Source organism: Planktothrix tepida PCC 9214 (genome assembly GCF_900009145.1).
Classification (GTDB): domain Bacteria; phylum Cyanobacteriota; class Cyanobacteriia; order Cyanobacteriales; family Microcoleaceae; genus Planktothrix; species Planktothrix tepida.
Map to the genome: position 1 here is coordinate 268912 of NZ_LN889802.1, position 19459 is coordinate 288370.

Genomic DNA, 19459 nt, shown 5'->3' on the forward strand with positions numbered 1-19459 from the left:
GGATATGATTTTCCTTTTTAAAGAAATGTTGATTTTTAAGTCATTATTCCAGAAAATCCGTTAGAATAGATCAAGGTGAGTGTTCACGCAGTGTCGAGGCTGATCAGTTAAAGTTATGAACATTAACGTCATGAATGAAGAAGATTGTTCAGCCGTTTATAACGCGCTGATAGAGATGTTAAATTCTATAAAATTGGGGTGGGTAACAGAACAAGTCGCCGATGTTATTAGCGCGGGAAAAACCACTGAAGAGATTGTATCCGGTCGAAAATCTCCTGATTTAAAATTAAGTTATTATACCCCCCAAGAACAATTGTTACTGTTGATTTATGCGATTGAAAAATCGGTGATTCATACCGGAGAAATTGAAGGTGAAATCATGGATATTTTTAGCCATGAAGCGACAACTTCTGATTTAAAACCCGAATTAAGGTTTACCTCATCGGTGGATGGAAAAGGGAAACTGTTTAAATATAATATTGAATCCGTTAATAGCCGAAAACAAAAAATTCAAGAATTACAAAAATTATTGGGACAATTACGTCAGGAGATTGGAAGCGATGTCAATTAATACAGCCTTACTCGAAAATATCAATCAACAGTTAAAACAAAGTTTAAATCCTGATCTCAAAACGGCTAAAGATCTGAACGATTGGTTTAAATTTTACATTTTCAATATTATTGTGAAAGCAGCCCGGAATGAAGGAGCTTTTGTTTATTATAAAGATGTTTTGAAACGAAATCCTGAAACCTTAGTATTTCGTAGACGGGCTGGACAAATTTATGATCTCACCCAACCTTATACCCATGCTGTGATTGAATTTGAACAAAAACCTCCGTTAGAAATTCATGTCGGAGTTAAAATTCATGGTCGGTTAAGGGTGTTGTATGATTGTGATGTTTGTGTTCTTTATAAAATGGAAGCCGATAGTTGTCGCACTAATAAACGAGAACCTCGCGCCTCTCGAATTTTTCTCGCCATCGATTGTCAACATTATGCCTCGGAATTGCGCCTAGAATTTGCTCAAGCTTTTATTGCCTTTTCTTCAGAATTAAGAGTAGCTGGGGATTGTTATTTTGTATCTAATAGTGCGTCTAATCCCGTGGCAAAACTGTTAGCCAGTCGGAAACGTAAATGGGAATATGATATTGTTCCCAGCCAAACCAATAATGTTAATCGGTTGATGTACGAATTTCAGACCAAATTCAAAGATTTTAAAGCTAGAAATTAATCCTTTAAAGATGAACTCAGGGACATTTCGCTCCCGGATGATCCAGGTAGAAAACGTTGATCTTAAGCAATTTTTACCTTGATCCAAGGTCAGCAGAGGAGAGAGGATTATTAACTGTCCCCCTAATCTGCAACAATAGTAACATCCCCACTCGGAAGGGTTGAGGGACTGTTGTGTTTTTTTATTCAACTCAAAATATTTGGGATATGAAACGTTATCGTTCACTTCTGGCTTGTATTTTAGCCCTAGTTACAACATTTGTCGTCGGTTGTAGTTCTCCGAAAGTGGAAATTCCTAAAACCTACACGGAAATTCAAATTCAACAGATCCAAAAACATAACACTGATATTTTAGCCCTGCGCGATCGCTTTACCACCGAACTTCCTCGGTATATTAGCGCTCGGAATTGGGTACAAGTGGACACCTTTGTGCATGGGCCATTAGGTTCATTGTTGCAAGAAATGAATTATATTACTAAAAATTTGTTGCCCGATGCCCAACCGAAAGCCCGCAAACTGTCGAGAGAAGTGTTTGAACACTTAGTTGAAGTGACCAAAGCAGCAGAAAATCGTGACCCGGTAAAAGCTGCGTCAGGATATGAAGAAGCACTCAAAGATTTAGATTCATTTTTGAGTTTAGTTCCTCAAGCTTAAGGAACATTCGTTGAATCTGGAATAAATTTGAGACAATAGAGGCGTGAAATATCACGTCTCTATTCGATTTTTAAAGCATAAATTCCGAAGCAACAATCATTGTTCCTATCCCGGCATCCGTGAACACTTCTTGTAATAACGCATGGGGAACACGACCATCTAAAATATGAGCCGCCCGGACTCCTTGGGCTAAACTTCTGACACAACAAGTCACTTTAGGAATCATGCCACCCGAAACAATCCCTTGGTCAATTAATTGTCGAGCTTCCTGAATATTAACTTGGGCAATTAAAGTATCAGGATTATGATAATCCTCTAAAATTCCAGCCGTATCCGTTAACAGAATTAACTTTTCAGCACCCAAAGCCGCCGCAATTTCCCCCGCAACCGTATCGGCATTCATATTATAAGCCTGTCCATTTTCATCCGTTGCGACACTAGAAACAACAGGAATATAACCACTACTGACCAAAGATTCTAATAATTTAGTATTAACACTACTGACTTCTCCCACAAACCCAATATCAGCTTGACCTTGAGGACGAGCTTTAATTAAATTGGCATCTTTCCCGCATAACCCAACGGCTTCTCCTCCAGCTTGGTTAATCAGAGAAACAATTTCCTTATTCACTCGACCCACTAACACCATTTCCACCACATCCATCGTTGCTGCATCCGTCACGCGCAACCCATTTTTAAATTGAGGTTCAATTCCCAGTTTTCCCAACCAACTGTTAATTTCCGGGCCACCTCCATGAACCACCACCACTCGAATTCCGACAAAGGAAAGTAAGACAATATCTTGCATCACCTTATCTTTGAGGGTACTGTCCTTCATCGCAGCCCCACCATATTTCACTACAATAGTACGATTGGAAAACTTTTGAATATAGGGGAGCGCTTCACTAAGGACTTTAGCGCGAATCGCCGTTTCGGTTTTGTCGAAGTCGCTATATTTAAGCATAGAAATTTCCTGAGCACGTTTAGAGACGGATTCATTAGGGTTTTGGTTAATTAGGTCAAGATCTCACCGAACCCGCCCCTAAGATTTTAGTTGATTTGAGGGTTCCATAAATGCCCACCAACGACTAAGCGGCAAATAGATGACAGGAGCCCACAAACTGCTCAGAATGGCCGTTGACAGTGCCACCCGTTGTTGATGCAGCCACAGTTGTTCCAAATTAGAATAACCAAAGGCACTAAATTGTAAACCTCGAATCGTTTCTACGATAACAGCCATGCCAAAAACAATCAAAGCAACAGAAATAAAATCCTCCTGAATTTTTTTGATAATCCGTCTGTAAATCACAACGGTTAAAACGGCAACAGCAATAAAAGGAAGGATATGGGAAGGTTGAACGCGGGTTAATCCATCTAAAATTAATCCACAGCTTAAACCTCCAATAACGGCTTCGAGTAAAGTTCGTTTAATACTCCAAGCCACCAGCCAAATTAACACCCAGTTTGGAGTAATCCCAAACAATTCTAAGCCAGGGATACGAACCAAAGATAACCACATACAAACCATTAAGGAAATAATGGTAACAGTCCAATTTAAAACTTGATTCGGTTTAAAAAACATGAATATAGCAATCCTATTTGAGTTGTATCCAAAATTTCGGTTCAAAAGGGAACAGGGAACAGGGAACAGGCAACAGGCAACAGGGATAATACTTTTGGCTGTTTCATATCAGTTTTAAATTATTACAACCTCCGTCTCGAAGGCGCGGATTGCTATATTTAGGGAATTAATTCATTAAAAATCACTATTTTTTGAATGATACAGGAGTTTTAGGAATAAATTAACGTGAATAGCCCCAACCCTAGAATTTAATTTAAACGTTAAATTTATTGTCCTGGGGGAATAGGTTGTACAGAAGGATTAAGAGTTTTATTCGATTCCGAAGAGTTTTTTTGATTAGGATAAATAATCACCCATTCTAAAGAAGAAATCGGCACAAAAAATTCAACAATCGCTTCAGGAGCAGGAGCTTTATTCATATCTAAAGAAACAACTTTTCCAATGGGTAAACCAGCGGGTACAAGCTGACTAAAAGCGGACGTTACAACCACATCTCCCACCTTAACATTGGGATCACTTTCAAAAAATTCCATCACGCCTTGCTCCGTCGCATTTCCCTTCAGAAATCCCATATTGCGACTGCGGCTTACTGTGACACCAATGCGACTCATCGGATCACTCAGAAGCATGACTGTGCTAGTATTAGGCGTGACACTGATAACTCGTCCGATTAATCCCCCAGGTGCCACAACTAAATCTTGATTTTGAATTCCTTGCCGACTCCCACGACCGATAATAATTTGTTTCCACCAGGAATCTGCACTGCGACCGATTACAGGAGAAACAATTCCTTTATCTTGTTTTTTAGAAGCCACATAATTTAAAAGTTCTTGAAACTTTTGATTTTGGGTTTGTAATTCTTGAATTTGGGCTTCTAACTGATTAATTCGAGGATCAATTTGTCGAACAATTTTCTCTTGTTCTGTAACCGTTGATGTTGCTAAATGAAAGGGACGAGTTAACCAATAATACATTTCATATAACGCCGCCCCTTGGGTTTGTCGGACTAACCAAGCCGCTAAAACAGCTAAACCCAGTAAAATCCATTGATTCCGACTCCGATTCCACCAACTCCGTGTTTCCATACATCAGACCATTAAACGCTTAAAAAAATTGAGGATGGTAAAAATTTTCCATCCCCTACTTCCCCAAGAATATCACCTAGAGATTACGAGAACCTCCAGTAAATACCCGTTCTAGTTGTTTAAAGTTTTCTAACACCCGACCTGTTCCCAACACCACACAACACAAAGGATCAGCGGCAATATGGGTAATAATTCCGGTTTCATGACTGATTAAGGTATCAATTCCCTTGAGTAAAGCTCCGCCCCCTGCCAACATAATACCCCGATCAATAATATCAGCTGCCAGTTCTGGGGGAGTCCGCTCTAAGGTTCGTTTAACCGCATCAATAATAATGGATAATGGCTCTGACATACTTTCCCGAACTTCCGGTGCTTTAATCGTCACGGTTCGGGGTAAACCCGATAATAAATGAATTCCCCGCACTTCCATGATCAATTCTTCATCCGCATAGGTGGGATAGGCTGAACCCATCTTGACTTTGATCTCCTCAGCCGTTTGCTCTCCAATCACCAAGTTATGAACTTTTTTCATATACTGGATGATAGCATCGTTGAGTTCGTCTCCTGCCACCCGCACCGATTCACTCAAGACCGTTCCTTGTAAACTCAGAACCGCGACTTCGGTGGTTCCCCCCCCAATATCCACAATCATATTTCCCGTCGGTTCCGCAACGGGTAAACCTGCACCAATAGCAGCAGCTATGGGTTCTTCAATCAGTCGGACATCTCTGGCTCCGGCTTGGGACGCTGCTTCAATCACTGCTCGCCGTTCTACTCCCGTTACTCCACTGGGAATACCAATCACAATTCGAGGAGCAATCAGGGTTTTTCCATCATGGACTCGCCGAATAAAATGTTTCAGCATTTGTTCAGCAACATCAAAATCCGCAATCACCCCATCTCGTAGAGGTCGCAGCGCAATTACATTTTCTGGCGTCCGACCCAACATTTTTTTGGCTTCTTCTCCAACAGCCAAGGGGATCTTTTCCTGTTGGTCAATGGCAACTACAGAGGGTTCTTGTAGTACAATCCCTTTACCCGATACATAAACCAGCGTATTAGCGGTACCCAGGTCAATACCCATGTCCCGCGATAAAGAAAAACGACTAAAAAGACCCACTATTATTTACGCCCCCAATATACGATTTTTTTTAACAAAGTCTGATAGAAGTTTGACAGATTCCCGCGTTAATCAGAATGTTAGACGAGGGATGCTAAAGTGGTTCTTTGCTGATTCGGAGTGTCCCCAAGAGCGAGTAACCGATGTGAATTTTATTACGTTTTGGTGTTTGCGTCTAGTCATCCCGCTTCTAGCATGAATCAGCAAGAGCTATCCTTCTCTTAACTATAGCCATAGTTCGTTGGCTCAAAGACCGGATCAGGATTGATTCTCGGTTATGGAGACCAAGGGATAAGGGGATAAGGGGATGAGGGGATGAGGGTGAATCAATAGTTAATCATCAACAACCCACGGTGAAATCGAATACAATACCATCAGGGTTGTTAATACCCGTACATCATTCGCAATCGTTAATTATTAGTCAATTATTAATTCAAAATAATGAGTCTAAATATCGTTACCTTGGTTGGTCGTGCTGGCAGAGATCCCGAAGTTAAATATTTTGGTGCGACCCGTTAAGCGTAAAAGTCATCAACCTTGATGGTGTAACGCTTGCAAGGAATTGTACAAACATACAAGACCTTGACAACTTAATTCCTGAGTGGGTGAGAATTATTAAGGAGTGTTACAGAAACATAAATCTTAACAAAATCTTAATAATACAATTCCCATCGTCTAAATGCGAGACGAAGCAATGCCCCCACTGGGGAGACTGACCATCAAACTGGTGAAGCGGGGCATAACGGAGGTAACTCTGAACCCAACAGGGAATCCCTTCTAGTGAGGTGAGTATGAGTAAGGAAAACTGAATCTGCGATTGAACCATCGTTATTGACAACAGCCTACGTGGGTTATGGGCTGGGCCAAAAGGCAAGGATAAGGGCTAGGCAACTCGAAGTTTGACCTAGAGCATTCCCAAAGAAACCCGGTGGATAGCAGGACTCTAACCTCGCCGTAAAGCAGGAATTAGGAACGGGATAACTTCTCGGTAATCTCTCAGGAGGTCGAATACCTGAGTAGGCAGTCAAGCCGCATGATGCCAAGAAGCGAGATTGATTCAGAAGCCAACGCCTTTAGGAAAGCTAAAGGATATGCTGACGGAATCACGGTGATTTGGAGATAGAAAATCGAGTAAAGGTAAAAACGTCATGGACACGGCTATTAAACCGATGTATGAATGGGAAACAATAAACTGGGCAAAAGCCCAGAGATATGTTTTCAAGCTTCAAAAGAGAATCTATCAAGCCTCTGAACGTGGTGATGTTAAGGCAGTTCGTAAGTTACAAAGGCTGTTGACTAATTCGTGGTACGCCAAAGCTTTGGCTGTCAGGAAAGTGACCCAAGATAACAAGGGTAAAAATACTCCCGGCTTTGATGGGATAAAGCGTCTTCGCAATCCTCAGAAAATCAGGTTAGCCAAAGAGTTACACTTCAATGACAAATCCGACCCCACTAAAAGGGTATGGATTCCAAAACCAGGCAAAGAGGAAAAAAGACCTCTTGGAATACCTACGATGACAGATAGAGCGAAACAAGCCCTAATGAAACTGGCACTTGAACCCGAATGGGAGGCTAAATTTGAGCCTAACTCTTATGGATTCAGACCAGGACGGTCAGCACATGACGCAATAGCGGCAATATACAATGGCATCGTTCAAAAACCGAAATATGTTCTTGATGCCGATATTGAAAAATGTTTTGACCAAATTAACCATGAGAAACTACTCGAAAAGTTGAACACCTCACCCACTTTTAGACGGCAAATTAAAGCATGGCTAAAATCTGGGGCAATGGCAGGCGAAAAATTATTTCCAACCCATGAAGAAACTCCCCAAGGAGGCGATATAACGCCATTATTGGCAAATATAGCTTTACACGGGATGGAAAACGCCTTAGAAGGTAAATTCAAACGAAGAGTCAGCAAAACTAAACAAAAGCGGGATATAAGCTTTGTTAGATATGCCGATGATTTTGTAATCATGGATGAAGATTTAGATGTAATCCTCGAAGCAAAATCAGTAATCAAAGAATGGTTAAAAGAAATGGGGCTAACTCTCAAAGAAAGCAAAACTAGAATCACTCACACTTTTGAAAAATACGAAGGTAAAGTGGGATTTGACTTTCTAGGTTTCAATATTCGGCAATACCCAGTTAGTGATAAACAAAGTGGGTCAATTGGTGGAACCGAATTAAAGAGAGGACATAAAACGCTCATCAAACCCAGTAAAGAAGCCATCCAAAGACATTTGGATAATATTGACGATTTACTAAGAAGGAATCGTAACTCAAGCCAAGAGCAAGTTATAAACGCCCTAAACCCGGTAATACGAGGATGGGCAGCTTACTACTCAACGGTAGCCAGTGCCAATACCTTCAGCAAAATCGACAGCATAATTTTTTCCAAACTAAGAGGATGGGCTAACAGCAGAAGTGGACGAGGACAGAATAAAACTGAAACCGTCTCAAAATACTGGGGAGTCAACAGAGGATTAGGCTGGATATTTATCACCCCCGATAACAAATATGTACTGGAAAAACACCAGAACATGAAAATTCGTCGCCATATCAAAGTAAAAGACACAAAAAGTCCTTTTAACGGAGATTGGATATATTGGGGACAAAGATTAAGCCAACATCCAATGCTAAGAAATATGGCATCCAAACTTCTTAAAAAACAAGAAGGAAAATGTAACCACTGTAATCTGAGATTCATTAGTATTGACTTGCTTGAAATCCATCATATTGACAGAAATCGAGCGAATAACAAAACGAAGAATCTTGAATTACTACATACGCACTGTCACGATATCAGACACGCGAATAAAGAGGTACTCTAACCAGCCAAGTCACTGAGGAGCCGTGTGAAGCGAAAGTTTCATGCACGGTTCTGAACGAGAGGTAGGAATGGCGACATCCCTATCGACTCTAATAGTCGGGCAAAGTCGTCTGTAAATTCACACTCGCTGTCAGACGTCGTAGTAGCAAAACCGATGAGCCGGATTGGTTCGATCTTGAACTGTGGAACAAAACCGCAGAAGTAGCGGCTAACTATGTCCGCAAGGGGACTTTAATTGGGATTAAAGGGGCATTAAAATTTGACCATTGGCAAGATCGCAATACCGGACTTCAGCGTTCTAAACCCTTAATTTCGGTTGAAGACTTAGAGTTACTGAGTTCTAAACGGGATGAAGAAGGCGCACCTCGGAACACTTACGATGAGTTTTAAGACGAGAATATTGTGGCTCAAGAATCATTAGACATCATCCAAAGTCAATACCAAGCGGGTCAATTGGCGTTTGAACAGGGACGTTATCGAGACTCTGTTCAATATTTAGAACAAGCTCGTGAAGCTGTGGACTCTAATTCTCGTCTGGGTGGAGAAATCCAAATCTGGTTAGTGACAGCGTTAGAAGCCTCTGGTCATCGGTCGGAGGCTCTCGCCCTGTGCAAACAGTTGATTCGTCATCCGACCGTTGCGACCCGTCAACAGGCGCGTCGGTTACGAGAAGTGTTAGAAGCACCCAAACTCTATATTGACCCAGAGGGATTTGTGAAAATTCCTGATTTAAATCATCTCGATGAGAAGGAAGATTCGCGCTCCCAAGCTTATCCGGTAACATCAACTCAGTCTGTTTCTAAATCCTCTCCTCCGGTGTTTGTGAGCAATATCGAGGGGGTAAAAACCCAAGACAATTACTTTTTGTGGGTGGCGTTAATCATGATGTTGCTCATCAGTGGTGGGTTATTTTGGCTAGGCTCCTTTTAACTTGAATATTCCCCCTGCTATAAACTTTGAGCAGGGGCATTCACTGTCATATTTTCGGCAACAAACCTGATAGACTGAGTATTGATGTTAATCTGCCTGCTCCCAGTCTGAAGCGGGGTTTCCTGTTTGCCATTAATTTTTTGATTGCAGTTTCCGGTGGATACCGCAGGAGTACCAACCGCGGAGGTATAGATGGAAGTTGAAATTCCCCAACTAGAAAGTGTTAAGCGCCAACTCATGAACCATCAGCGACCCAAAAAGCCCAAGATGTTGGTAGTTGACGATGAGCCAGATAATTTAGATCTGCTCTACCGTACATTTCGACGGAATTTTAATGTATTTAAGGCTGAAAGTGGCGTTCGAGCACTCGAAATTTTGGAAGATGAAGGGGAAGTGGCGGTGATTATCTCCGACCAACGAATGCCCGAAATGAAAGGGACGGAGTTTCTCAGCAAAACAGTGCCTCAGTTCCCTAATACTGTGCGAATTATTCTAACCGGGTTTACCGATATTGAGGACTTGGTAGATGCAATTAATTCTGGCCAGGTCTACAAATACATTACTAAGCCTTGGGATCCCAATGAACTCAAAGCCGTTGTCGAACGCGCCGCAGAAACCTATGAGTTACTGAACCAACGCACCGCAGAACTTAATCGTGCTCAGGCTCAAACCCAACTGTTAGCAACGATTATGGAAGTCGCACAAGTCGCTACTAATCAAGAAAGTCTATTGACAACTATTGCTGAAGCGGTAGCCAAACAGTTCCAAGCGGATGTTTGCATTTTACAATCCATTCAAGACAATCAACTGGCTCCGACAGTAGGTCATTATAGTGGTGCGGGTGTTGGGGAAAACTGGTTAGACCGTGATCCTATCGTCCAAGAAGCCCTAACAACGCGAAGTGTACAGGCTTCTATTAATATTACGGCTGATGCCACCTTAGCAACTCTCCCTCACTACCAAAGTTCAGGAATTCAAGCCCATATTAATGCTCCCATTCGCTATCGAGATCGTCAAATTGCTCTATTATCAATACAGTGGAAGCATCCTTGTCAGATGAGTCCCGATGATTTAACCACCATTTATTTAGTTGCCCAACAAATCGCCTTGGCTGTTATCAGCCTTGACCATTAATCCCCAAACTTAAAATGATCAACGAACACAACCGCGTTCAAGACATCTTTAATCGCATCGCACCGGTCTATGATCAGTTAAATGACGGGTTAAGTTTGGGACAACATCGGATTTGGAAAAAAATGGCAGTGGGCTGGAGTGGTTCAAAATTAGGAGATACAGCCCTAGATTTATGTTGTGGAAGTGGAGATTTAGCCCTATTATTAGCCCAACAAGTGGGAGAAACGGGACAGGTATTTGGAGTGGATTTTTCTAATTGTCAATTAGAAATTGCTAAATATCGACCTCAACCCTTTACCATTCCATCGGCTGCGATCGCTTGGGTAGAAGCGGATGTCTTAGCTTTGCCCTTTGCCGATAATACCTTTGACTGTGCCACTATGGGGTATGGTTTGCGGAATGTTCCCGATATTCCTCGCAGTCTCCAAGAACTGTATCGAGTCCTTAAGCCTGGATCAACGGCGGCGATTTTGGATTTTCATCGTCCTTCGAGTTCCCTACTGCGTACCTTTCAACAATGGTATTTGGATCAAATTGTTGTTCCCGCCGCAGAACGATTAGGTTTTAAAGAAGAATACGCTTATATTAACCCTAGTTTAGATAAATTTCCCATGGGCAATGAACAAGTAATATTAGCCCAGGAAGCCGGATTTTCTCAAGCCACACATTACCCGATTGCAAGCGGTATGATGGGAGTATTAGTGATAACTAAACCCCATTAAGCAATTAGCAAAGCTGCTCTGTTCCCTTGATTGGATGGGTAAAAAAACTGATAGCGGTTAGCTAGGGTGAAGGCTCACTCATAGTTTTTTGCGATAAGAATGGCTAATTTTTCTGATCTGTGGGTTTTAATTACGCCCCCAATTGTGGGGGGAATTATTGGTTATTTTACCAATGATTTAGCGATTAAAATGTTATTTCGTCCGTACCGACCCCTACAGGTTTATGGTCGAAGGGTTCCGTTTACTCCGGGTTTGATTCCTCGAAATCAAGACCGTTTAGCAAAACGGATTTCTGATACTATTATGGGGTCATTATTGACTCCAGAGGAGTTACAAAATTTAGCGCGTCGGTTGCTGGAAACCGAACGAATGCAAGCGGCTATTAATTGGTTTTTAAGATTGGCATTAGATCAAGTTAAATCTGATACAGAGCAAAAAACTGCTAAGATTTTATCAGGAATTTTACATGATTTTATTGGGGAGTCTTTACCTAGAATTTTAAGAGTTTTAGCCCGGAGAGATGATTTTTTGGCTCCTCAAATCAATCAAATTTTTGATCAAGTGTTATTAGAATTTCAACTTAGTGATAAACAATCAGAACAGTTATCAGAATGGATTTTAGAGGTTGTGTTACCTCCAGAAGTCTTGCGACAAGCTTTAATTGATTTTCTCACAGATCGCAATATTTCAATTATTGATGAGGGATTCCGCGAACAAAGCAGTGGAACTTATTGGGTTGTTGCCAATTTATTAGGATTACGCAATAGTTTAACTCGGCTGCGAACTTTTTGTTTAGATGAAAAAGAAGAAACAAATCGACGACTAGCGGAATTAATTAAATCGTTAGGATTAGGAATAAGGCTGCAAGAATGGTTACAGAATATTACCTTGCAAAATTTACCTGTTTCTACCGTTAAACAACTGCGAAAAACCCTACGAGATGCCGTTAAAGTTTATATTCAGGAACAAGGAATTGATGTCATGCAAGGGTTAAGCCAATCCATTGATTGGGATCATCTTTCAACGTTGATTTTAAAACGATTACAAACCTCTCCTGTGATGAATACATCTTTAGAGTTAGTGAGTCAAGAATTAGCCTTACTTCTGGAACGATATTTAGAACAGGATTTAGAAAAAATTATGACTCAAGTGATTCCCATTCTCAATATTGAACAGGTGATTATTGATCGAGTTAACGGAACTTCCCCGGAAAATTTGGAAGCTGCTATTAACGGTATCGTTAAAAGTGAATTACAGGCGATTGTTAATTTAGGGGGAATTTTAGGCATTATTGTGGGGCTATTGCAGACGCTTTTGTTAATATTACGATAGCGTTTATCTTTTCTAATTTTGTGAATGAATATGACAACTCCTAAATCAAAACTCAGTCCTGAAATCTATGCGCGTCTGAAAGCAGAAGCAAAGGCTCCCTATCGGGGTTTGCGACAGTTTATTTATGTTGGTTTTGGGGCTTCCGGTTTAATTGGTGCGTTTGTGTTCTTGGCCCAACTATTAGCGGGGCGGAATATTGAATCTGCGTTACCGAACTTAGCCTTACAAGTGGGAGTGGTAGCTCTGATGGTGGGGTTGTTTCGTTGGGAACAACGGGCCAATCGCCGGATATCTGGCCCAAAGTAACATAACGACACATTTCTCAATCAACCAAAACAAGACGCAATCAAAAGAAAATAAAGAAAATATTACGAAATTAAGGTTTCGTCATAATCCCTGAGAAGATTAAGTTTAGTGAATCAAATGGGGTCAGTTTTATAAAGACCCTAAAAGATAAATCCACTTTAATGCTTCAAATGGGGTCAGCTTTTATAAAGACCCTAACCATAGGAAAATCCATTCATAAAAACCTAGAGGTCAGCTTCCAAGGTACGGAAGCTGGCTTTCTTGTTTTAAAATTCCACTGCGCCGGAGATTTTGGATTGATCGATTTCATTCCCCACCACCGTAAGGGTGTAACCGCGTGTCGCATTATACACATCATAGCGACCATTACTCCGAATAATATTTTGACCGGGACTGGTGGCTGTTCCTAAATCAGGTTGAGCTTGGGAGATCGCAACAACTCCATCTCGTTCATTATTTTCAATTAAATTATTGCGGAGGATGGGTTTGGCTTGGTGAGAAATCACAATTCCATCCCGATTTTCAATAATTTTATTTTCCGTAATGGCAGGGGTTGCTTCGTCATTAATCGAGATGCCAAACCCTGTATTTTGGAAAATATTATTGCGAATTTCTCCCCGTCCTGAACGAGCAATCGAAATTCCATTTCCAGCATTTTGAGTAAAGATATTACTGGTCACTTTAGGGTTGCCTTCGGCACTAATAAAAACCCCATCTCGCTTGCTATTAATAAACGTACAGTTACTCACCGTAGGATTAGAAGATTCTATCCATAAAGCCGTTCCACGAGTATTCGGATTCGTTAAAGTTAACCCTAAAATTTGACTGTTTCCTTCCGTTCTAATGGTGGCATTTTGTCGAGCAAAAGTAGGACTAACAAAATTACCGCCGCCCATAATAACAGTATTTTGGCCATTGGTAGACACATCTCCTTGTAATGTGATTCCCTCTGGGAGAACGATGGGAAAACTCTCTCCGGTTTCTTGGCTATAGGTTCCGGGGTTAACTTGAATCACCGTACCCGGTTGGGCTTTTTGGACAGCATAGCTAATCGAACGATAGGGGCCAGCTTGACTTCCTGTGGAAGCACCGCTATCAATTCCACTGCTAGAATCAACATAAATCACGGAACCTTGGGCCAAATTTTGGGAAATTGAACGGGGATAGGGTGGAATCCTCTGGAGATTGGCCAAAACTGGAGTTTCTAAACTCGCTATTAGTCCGAGCCCCACCATTGTCGTCACCCAACCCCTGCTTTTGTAAAGCCTAGAGGGAATGGATAAAGTCAATCGTTGTATCGGGTTAGGTTGATTGCACATATGGTATTGATGGGTTGTCCTGATCAAGAGCGGATTTTCCTCCAGGGGGTTCCTGTCCCAGATTTGATTAGAACAATCGACCTTTGGGATGAATCGCGCTTGATTCTTTTAACTCCAAGCATTTTAGCCGATTCAGATCAATGGATTTTGTTTTTTCTAAGATTAAAGATAATTCTCTGGGAACATCTCAGCCGTGGGATAAGTCAATGAGGCTAGACTTTATCTTGCGTTCGTTTCGGCGGTAGTTTAGGGTTGTTGTCAAGAAGAGAGTTTTAAACGAAGCGATGTCAGGGATCATCAGCATTGAGAACTGGCGTTTCACGCTTGGGCAGTACAGGGATAGTTTTCACATCAAGCGATCATTAATTTATGAGGGGTTTGTCCCCTAAAAGCAATGAAACAAAAGAGGTGAGATCATCGAATCGTTCTTTTCTGTCCATTTAGCCCTTAAACAAAAGTTTCTCAATCGCTTGCTATTTTCTTGACACTTCTGTTAAGCTGATACGATATTTTTTTATTCATTACTGAAGAAAGTTTAGCTTTACGATCAGGGTTTCCCCTAGGTGATGCTCAACTGTTTTTTGTATTGACAGAGATGCAGGTTGCACAACTGCCAGCGATGTCCTTTTTTCAGTTAGAATACACTGGATTGTTTATTCCTTTTAGGATAAACTAAACCTGGTGTTCATTACCAAACTGGAATCACTGGTCAGTTAAAGTTTAATCATCTCTAAGACTACCAGTAGCGAAGTTCCTATTGTAGAATCCCAGAAAAATCAAAATCCTAACAACATTAAGCTCACGTGAGGAGGACTTGAATGTCTCAGATAGCAGGAACCAATCCATCAACAGTGGAAGTACAGACTGGCTCTAACGGGTTAGTTACTCTAGTTGCGGCAACAGCTGGAGAAAACAACATAACAGGAACCGCTAATACCGTCCTGATTAAGGGTAACGCTCAAGGTGGCCCTCTCGTAGCTGGTGCAGCAAACCCTATTATCATTCAAGGTTTGGGTGGCAATGATTCGATTGTAGGTAGCAGTGGCAGCAGTACCAGCAGTGGCAACGATCAACTGTACGGTAACGAGGGACTTGACACCATCTATGGTTTAGGTGGAAATGATGTGATTGCCGGGGGTGCTGACAATGACCTGCTGTACGGTGGAGATGGAAATGATAACATCTTTGGTGATCTAGGAGATGATAAGGTGTACGGTGGCGTTGGTAATGACCAGCTTGCGGGTGATGGTGCCCCAGAGCTACCCGGAGGAAATGACCTTATTGATGGTGGCGATGGCGATGACACCATCTGGGGTCAACAAGGCGATGACAGCCTTTATGGTGGAGTCGGAAACGACACCATCTTTGGTGGCAAAGGAGACGATATTATTGCGGGTGGAGACGGTAATGATTTCATTACTGGAGACAAAGGCAATGATAACCTATCGGGTAATGCCGGAAGTGACACATTTGCCTTCACCCAAGTTGGTAGTGCGGATGCTGACGTAGTAGTTGATTTCACATCAGGAACTGACAAGATTGCCTTATCTACTACTGAGTTCGCATCTCTAGGTGTCAGTGTAGAAGCTGGTGAATTCCAAGTGATTGCTAACTTCAATACTGCTAACGTCGGTACTACGACTGGACTGATTTATGACTCCCAAAGTGGCAAGTTATACTTCGTCACGGGTGGTGCTGCTCAAGAAGTAGCTACATTTGTCAATAAACCTACTCTAACAGCCAGCGACTTTGAACTATTCTAAGTCTGAACTTGCTATAATTTAGTTCTAGGGGGTAGCTAGTCTACCCCATTTTTTATGGGCAGTAATGGCTTAATCTTCCGGCTTAGGAGGGACAGGATCATATCCCCCTGGATGATAGGGATGACAGCGTAGAATGCGTTGCACTGCTAACCAACTGCCTTGAATTATTCCAAAGCGTTCGATGGCTTCAATGGCATATTGGGAACAAGTGGGGTGAAAGCGACAAACGGGAGGAAACAGGGGGGAAATTAAGAATCTGTAGCCTCGAATTAAGGTAATTAATAGAATTTTCATATCATTAAATTTGTTAATTTTCAGCGAGAACAACTTGAGGAGCGAGGAGAACTTGATCGGAAGTTTCGATAAATTTTCCAATTCCTAAAAGTTGATTGTCTAAATCATAAACACTCACGGGTTGAGGTTTTAAGGTTTCAGAATCTACAGCAATTGATTGTCCTTGACACCAACGTTTTGCAGATTCATCGGTGAGTGTAATAATTGTTAAATGATTTAAAGCTAAGGTCGGAGATAGGGGAAAAAATGTTTGTTGTTGAACTTGGGTTTCTAGGGTTTCTAAAGTTAAACTATTTTCTAAAGAGAAACCACTGCTTTCTGTTCGGATAAGATGAGCTAAGGTTCCACCGCAATTCAGTATCGCTCCTAAATCTCTAGCAATAGAGCGAATATAAGTTCCTGAACCACAGGCGATCACAATTTCTAACTCAGGAAATTCTCCCGGATACCAATTTAAAATTTTGAGATCAAAAATTTCAACTGTCCGACTTGGAACTTCAATATTTTCTCCTTTTCTCGCTAAATCATATAATCGTTTTCCTTGAACATGAATGGCACTATAAAGCGGAGGAATCTGTTGAATTTTACCCTTAAATTGAGGAAGAATTTCTTGAATTTGTTGGAGTTGTAAATGGGGTACAGGTTGACTCGTTAATATTTCTCCTTCCAAGTCATCGGTTGTGGTGGTGACACCAAATCGAATTCTAGCTTGATAGGCTTTTTGAGGCGGGAGAAATTGTAATAAACGAGTGGCTTTTCCCAGAGCAAGGGGTAACACTCCTGTTGCTGCTGGGTCGAGGGTTCCGGCGTGTCCGACTCGTTTTAATCGTAAGATTCGACGCACTCGCGCCACACAGTCATGGGAGGTTAAACCCGCAGATTTATTAAGGTTGAGAAACCCGTACATTATGGTATTGAATACTCTCTATGAAATCGTTATTTTATCCTATTATTTTCTCAAATTTTAGCTAAGAGAGAGATTTAAAATCTCCAGATGTTAAATTTCCTGTAAAACCGGGAAGGAATGCTAAATAAGTGGGATTATTAACATTATCCGTGCGAATCAATACACCGTTAATGTCATTAACACTTCCCGTTTCAATGACTAATTGACTATAGGTTAAGTCTGACGGCAGAAAAAAGAAGTCGTTATTATCATTATAATCGAAAATCACATCAACGAAAGCTGAATTAGCACTACCAGAATTAACAGAAATCAAAAATCCATCTTGTCCTTCACCGCCGACTAAAATATCTTGACCTCGATCTCCCGATAACAAATCATCTCTATTTCCCCCCAAGATACAATCATCACCGGCTCCGCCATATAGGGTGTTATTATTATCATCAGTTCCGATCGAATCACTACCCGCTATCAAGAGGTCATTATCATTATTTCCTGATAAAAAATCTTGTCCATTCCCTCCATATAAGGTATCACTACCTTTTCCTCCAAACAAGGTATCATTTCCTTCATTCCCTAAAATAGAATCCCGACTTTGATTCCCATTAATATAATCATTTCCCGTTTCACCCTCAATCAAATCCTCTCCGTCATCACCAAAAATGGTATCCCCTCCCCCCCGACCATACAAACTATCATCCCCTATATTGCCTCGAATAATATCAGCAGCAGCAGTTCCAGCTAGACTAGCTCCCAAGGTATCACTCACCTGGGGAATTTGATTTCCGGTCACGGTATCATTTCCGGTCACGGTATCATTTCCATTATTACCCCCGGTTGTATCATTGGTTAAGGTGTCCCCAGGAAGGGTTTGGTCGTATAATAGGAAAATTAAGTTAGGATCAAATGCGGATGTCATAATCAGTTAAGCATTAAGTTTGTCTTAAATTTTACCAACTCTGAAGTAGCCTAACGACAACCAAACGGTTAGTTTTTCAGATTTTTGCCTGTGCATTACTCAATTATATTAAAATCCAGCCTATTTGTTCTCCTCATTCCGAACCTTCGAGACTGCAAAATTCAACAACTGTCAATTGCCATAATTCCGTAAACTCACTGATAGCAAGATAAGGGATAAGTCGAATATAATAGGATCAACCTTGAGACTCTAAATAAATTTACTGCAAAAATGCGGGATTGCCAATCACAAGCCCAAACCTTGCACTCTTTTGTACCCGGATTGACATCTCTAATTCTTTATCCAACGGATTATTATGTTTAATGCCACAGCCATTCTAATTGATGCCTTTGTTCAACAATTACAAGCCGGATATCGTCGTACTTATGGAGGGTTTAAACCAGACTACCCTGAGATTATTGCTTGGGCTGGAACAATGGCTTTAGAAAATATTGCCAATTGTGATGCTCTTTATCATAACGTCGAGCATACTATGTTAGTGACGTTAGTAGGACAAGAAATTTTACGCGGAAAACATATCCGAGAAGGCGGTGTTACACCTCAAGATTGGTTGCATTTTATTATTTCCTTGCTGTGTCATGATATTGGTTATGTCAAAGGCGTTTGTCGTCAGGATCAAGAATCAATTGGTTTATATGCAACTGGAATTGGAGATGGAATTGTTTCGATTTCTGTTGGAGCCACGTCAGCTAGTTTAACACCTTATCATGTTGATCGCGGAAAATTAGTCATTGATGAACGATTTGGCGGTCATAATTTAATCGATGCGGAACAAATTAAACGCAATATTGAATTAACTCGTTTTCCGGTTCCCGCCGATGAAACCCACCAAGATCGACATAATTATTCAGGACTAGCAAGAGCCGCTGATTTGATTGGTCAACTCAGTGATCCGCGCTATTTGAAAAAAATTAGTTCCTTATTTTATGAATTTGAAGAAGTGGGAACGAACAAAGTTTTAGGGTATAAAACCCCTGGAGATTTACGCCGAAATTACGCTAAGTTTTACTGGAATGGCGTATTTCCTTATATTCCGGCGGCTCTCAAATATTTAGAACTCACCCAAGAAGGAAAGCAAGTTGTAGCAAATCTCTATGCTAATGTCTTTCAAGTGGAAAATGAATCTCGAATTTTACAAGGAATTAATCAATTTCCCACGGAAACGAATGGCGGAAGTCGAACAGATCAAAATAAAGACGGTGTTCTCAATGAGCAAAAACCGTTAGTCTTTAGTGAATTAACGGAGTTAAATTTATAGAGACTTAGGA

The 19459-nt window shown here is 41.2% G+C and carries 19 protein-coding genes and 1 pseudogene; 12 read left to right on the plus strand and 8 right to left on the minus strand.

Translation table 11 applies throughout. From position 1 onward, the window contains the following. The first annotated feature begins 115 nt into the window (after positions 1-115). The 3 genes from PL9214_RS32330 (at position 116) to psbQ (ending at position 1885) form a co-directional block, all read left to right on the plus strand. On the plus strand, positions 116-571 hold the full coding sequence (locus PL9214_RS32330; protein WP_245824258.1) for a hypothetical protein: 456 nt from the start codon (positions 116-118) through the stop codon (positions 569-571). After that, positions 561-1232 (plus strand): hypothetical protein, encoded by a 672-nt coding sequence (locus PL9214_RS32335; RefSeq protein WP_245824259.1) that lies wholly within the window; start codon positions 561-563, stop codon positions 1230-1232. The genes PL9214_RS32330 and PL9214_RS32335 overlap by 11 nt, the downstream gene beginning before the upstream one ends. Positions 1233-1405: 173 nt before the next feature. Next, complete coding sequence (gene psbQ, locus PL9214_RS15415; protein ID WP_245824260.1) at positions 1406-1885, plus strand: photosystem II protein PsbQ; 480 nt, start codon at positions 1406-1408, stop codon at positions 1883-1885. Positions 1886-1955: 70 nt separating this feature from the next. On the opposite strand, the gene argB is transcribed toward psbQ, so the two are convergent. The 4 genes from argB to PL9214_RS15435 all read right to left on the minus strand — a co-directional run bounded on the left by argB (position 1956) and on the right by PL9214_RS15435 (position 5636). Then, entirely contained in the window at positions 1956-2849 is an 894-nt protein-coding gene (gene argB / locus PL9214_RS15420) for an acetylglutamate kinase (protein WP_072719664.1), read from the minus strand. 78 nt (positions 2850-2927) lie between these two features. Beyond that, positions 2928-3467 (minus strand): rod shape-determining protein MreD, encoded by a 540-nt coding sequence (gene mreD / locus PL9214_RS15425; protein WP_072719665.1) that lies wholly within the window; start codon positions 3465-3467, stop codon positions 2928-2930. Positions 3468-3733: 266 nt separating this feature from the next. Then, on the minus strand, positions 3734-4552 hold the full coding sequence (gene mreC / locus PL9214_RS15430; RefSeq protein WP_072719666.1) for a rod shape-determining protein MreC: 819 nt from the start codon (positions 4550-4552) through the stop codon (positions 3734-3736). 76 nt (positions 4553-4628) lie between these two features. Further along, the gene (locus tag PL9214_RS15435; protein ID WP_186440372.1) at positions 4629-5636 is read right to left on the minus strand and encodes a rod shape-determining protein; all 1008 of its coding nucleotides are present in this window, start codon (positions 5634-5636) and stop codon (positions 4629-4631) included. Between the two features lie 1184 nt (positions 5637-6820). Between PL9214_RS15435 and ltrA the strand changes: the two genes are divergently transcribed. From ltrA to PL9214_RS15470, 7 genes and pseudogenes are all read left to right on the plus strand, one after another. Beyond that, positions 6821-8509, plus strand: coding sequence for a group II intron reverse transcriptase/maturase (gene ltrA, locus PL9214_RS15440; protein ID WP_072719668.1), 1689 nt, complete (start codon positions 6821-6823; stop codon positions 8507-8509). 107 nt (positions 8510-8616) lie between these two features. Beyond that, a pseudogene (ssb, locus tag PL9214_RS15445) lies at positions 8617-8898 on the plus strand (single-stranded DNA-binding protein); the annotation flags it as partial. A 12-nt stretch (positions 8899-8910) separates the two neighbouring features. Further along, complete coding sequence (locus tag PL9214_RS15450) at positions 8911-9438, plus strand: tetratricopeptide repeat protein (RefSeq protein WP_072719669.1); 528 nt, start codon at positions 8911-8913, stop codon at positions 9436-9438. A 192-nt stretch (positions 9439-9630) separates the two neighbouring features. Then, a complete protein-coding gene (locus PL9214_RS15455; protein ID WP_072719670.1) occupies positions 9631-10572 on the plus strand; it encodes a response regulator in 942 nt (313 codons plus the stop codon). Positions 10573-10586: 14 nt separating this feature from the next. Then, positions 10587-11294 carry a bifunctional demethylmenaquinone methyltransferase/2-methoxy-6-polyprenyl-1,4-benzoquinol methylase UbiE gene (gene ubiE, locus PL9214_RS15460; protein ID WP_072719671.1) on the plus strand — a complete coding sequence of 236 codons (708 nt, stop codon included), beginning with the start codon at positions 10587-10589 and terminating at the stop codon, positions 11292-11294. 99 nt (positions 11295-11393) lie between these two features. Further along, on the plus strand, positions 11394-12626 hold the full coding sequence (locus PL9214_RS15465) for a DUF445 domain-containing protein (RefSeq protein ID WP_072719672.1): 1233 nt from the start codon (positions 11394-11396) through the stop codon (positions 12624-12626). A 30-nt stretch (positions 12627-12656) separates the two neighbouring features. Further along, positions 12657-12932 (plus strand): DUF3493 domain-containing protein, encoded by a 276-nt coding sequence (locus PL9214_RS15470; RefSeq protein ID WP_139295066.1) that lies wholly within the window; start codon positions 12657-12659, stop codon positions 12930-12932. Positions 12933-13198: 266 nt separating this feature from the next. On the opposite strand, the gene PL9214_RS15475 is transcribed toward PL9214_RS15470, so the two are convergent. Beyond that, on the minus strand, positions 13199-14167 hold the full coding sequence (locus PL9214_RS15475; RefSeq protein ID WP_072719674.1) for a DUF1565 domain-containing protein: 969 nt from the start codon (positions 14165-14167) through the stop codon (positions 13199-13201). A 902-nt stretch (positions 14168-15069) separates the two neighbouring features. On the opposite strand from PL9214_RS15475, the gene PL9214_RS15485 reads away from it, so the two are divergent. Continuing rightward, the gene (locus PL9214_RS15485; RefSeq protein WP_072719676.1) at positions 15070-16014 is read left to right on the plus strand and encodes a calcium-binding protein; all 945 of its coding nucleotides are present in this window, start codon (positions 15070-15072) and stop codon (positions 16012-16014) included. Between the two features lie 69 nt (positions 16015-16083). Here the strand turns inward: PL9214_RS15485 and yidD are convergent, their stop codons facing one another. From yidD to PL9214_RS15500, 3 genes are all read right to left on the minus strand, one after another. Further along, entirely contained in the window at positions 16084-16308 is a 225-nt protein-coding gene (gene yidD, locus PL9214_RS15490) for a membrane protein insertion efficiency factor YidD (protein WP_072719677.1), read from the minus strand. Between the two features lie 13 nt (positions 16309-16321). Further along, the gene (gene truB, locus PL9214_RS15495) at positions 16322-17215 is read right to left on the minus strand and encodes a tRNA pseudouridine(55) synthase TruB (protein ID WP_072719678.1); all 894 of its coding nucleotides are present in this window, start codon (positions 17213-17215) and stop codon (positions 16322-16324) included. A 61-nt stretch (positions 17216-17276) separates the two neighbouring features. Beyond that, entirely contained in the window at positions 17277-18131 is an 855-nt protein-coding gene (locus PL9214_RS15500) for a calcium-binding protein (RefSeq protein WP_083580047.1), read from the minus strand. 355 nt (positions 18132-18486) lie between these two features. On the opposite strand from PL9214_RS15500, the gene PL9214_RS15505 reads away from it, so the two are divergent. Further along, positions 18487-19449 (plus strand): Npun_R2479 family HD domain-containing metalloprotein, encoded by a 963-nt coding sequence (locus PL9214_RS15505; protein ID WP_072719679.1) that lies wholly within the window; start codon positions 18487-18489, stop codon positions 19447-19449. Positions 19450-19459: the final 10 nt, after the last annotated feature.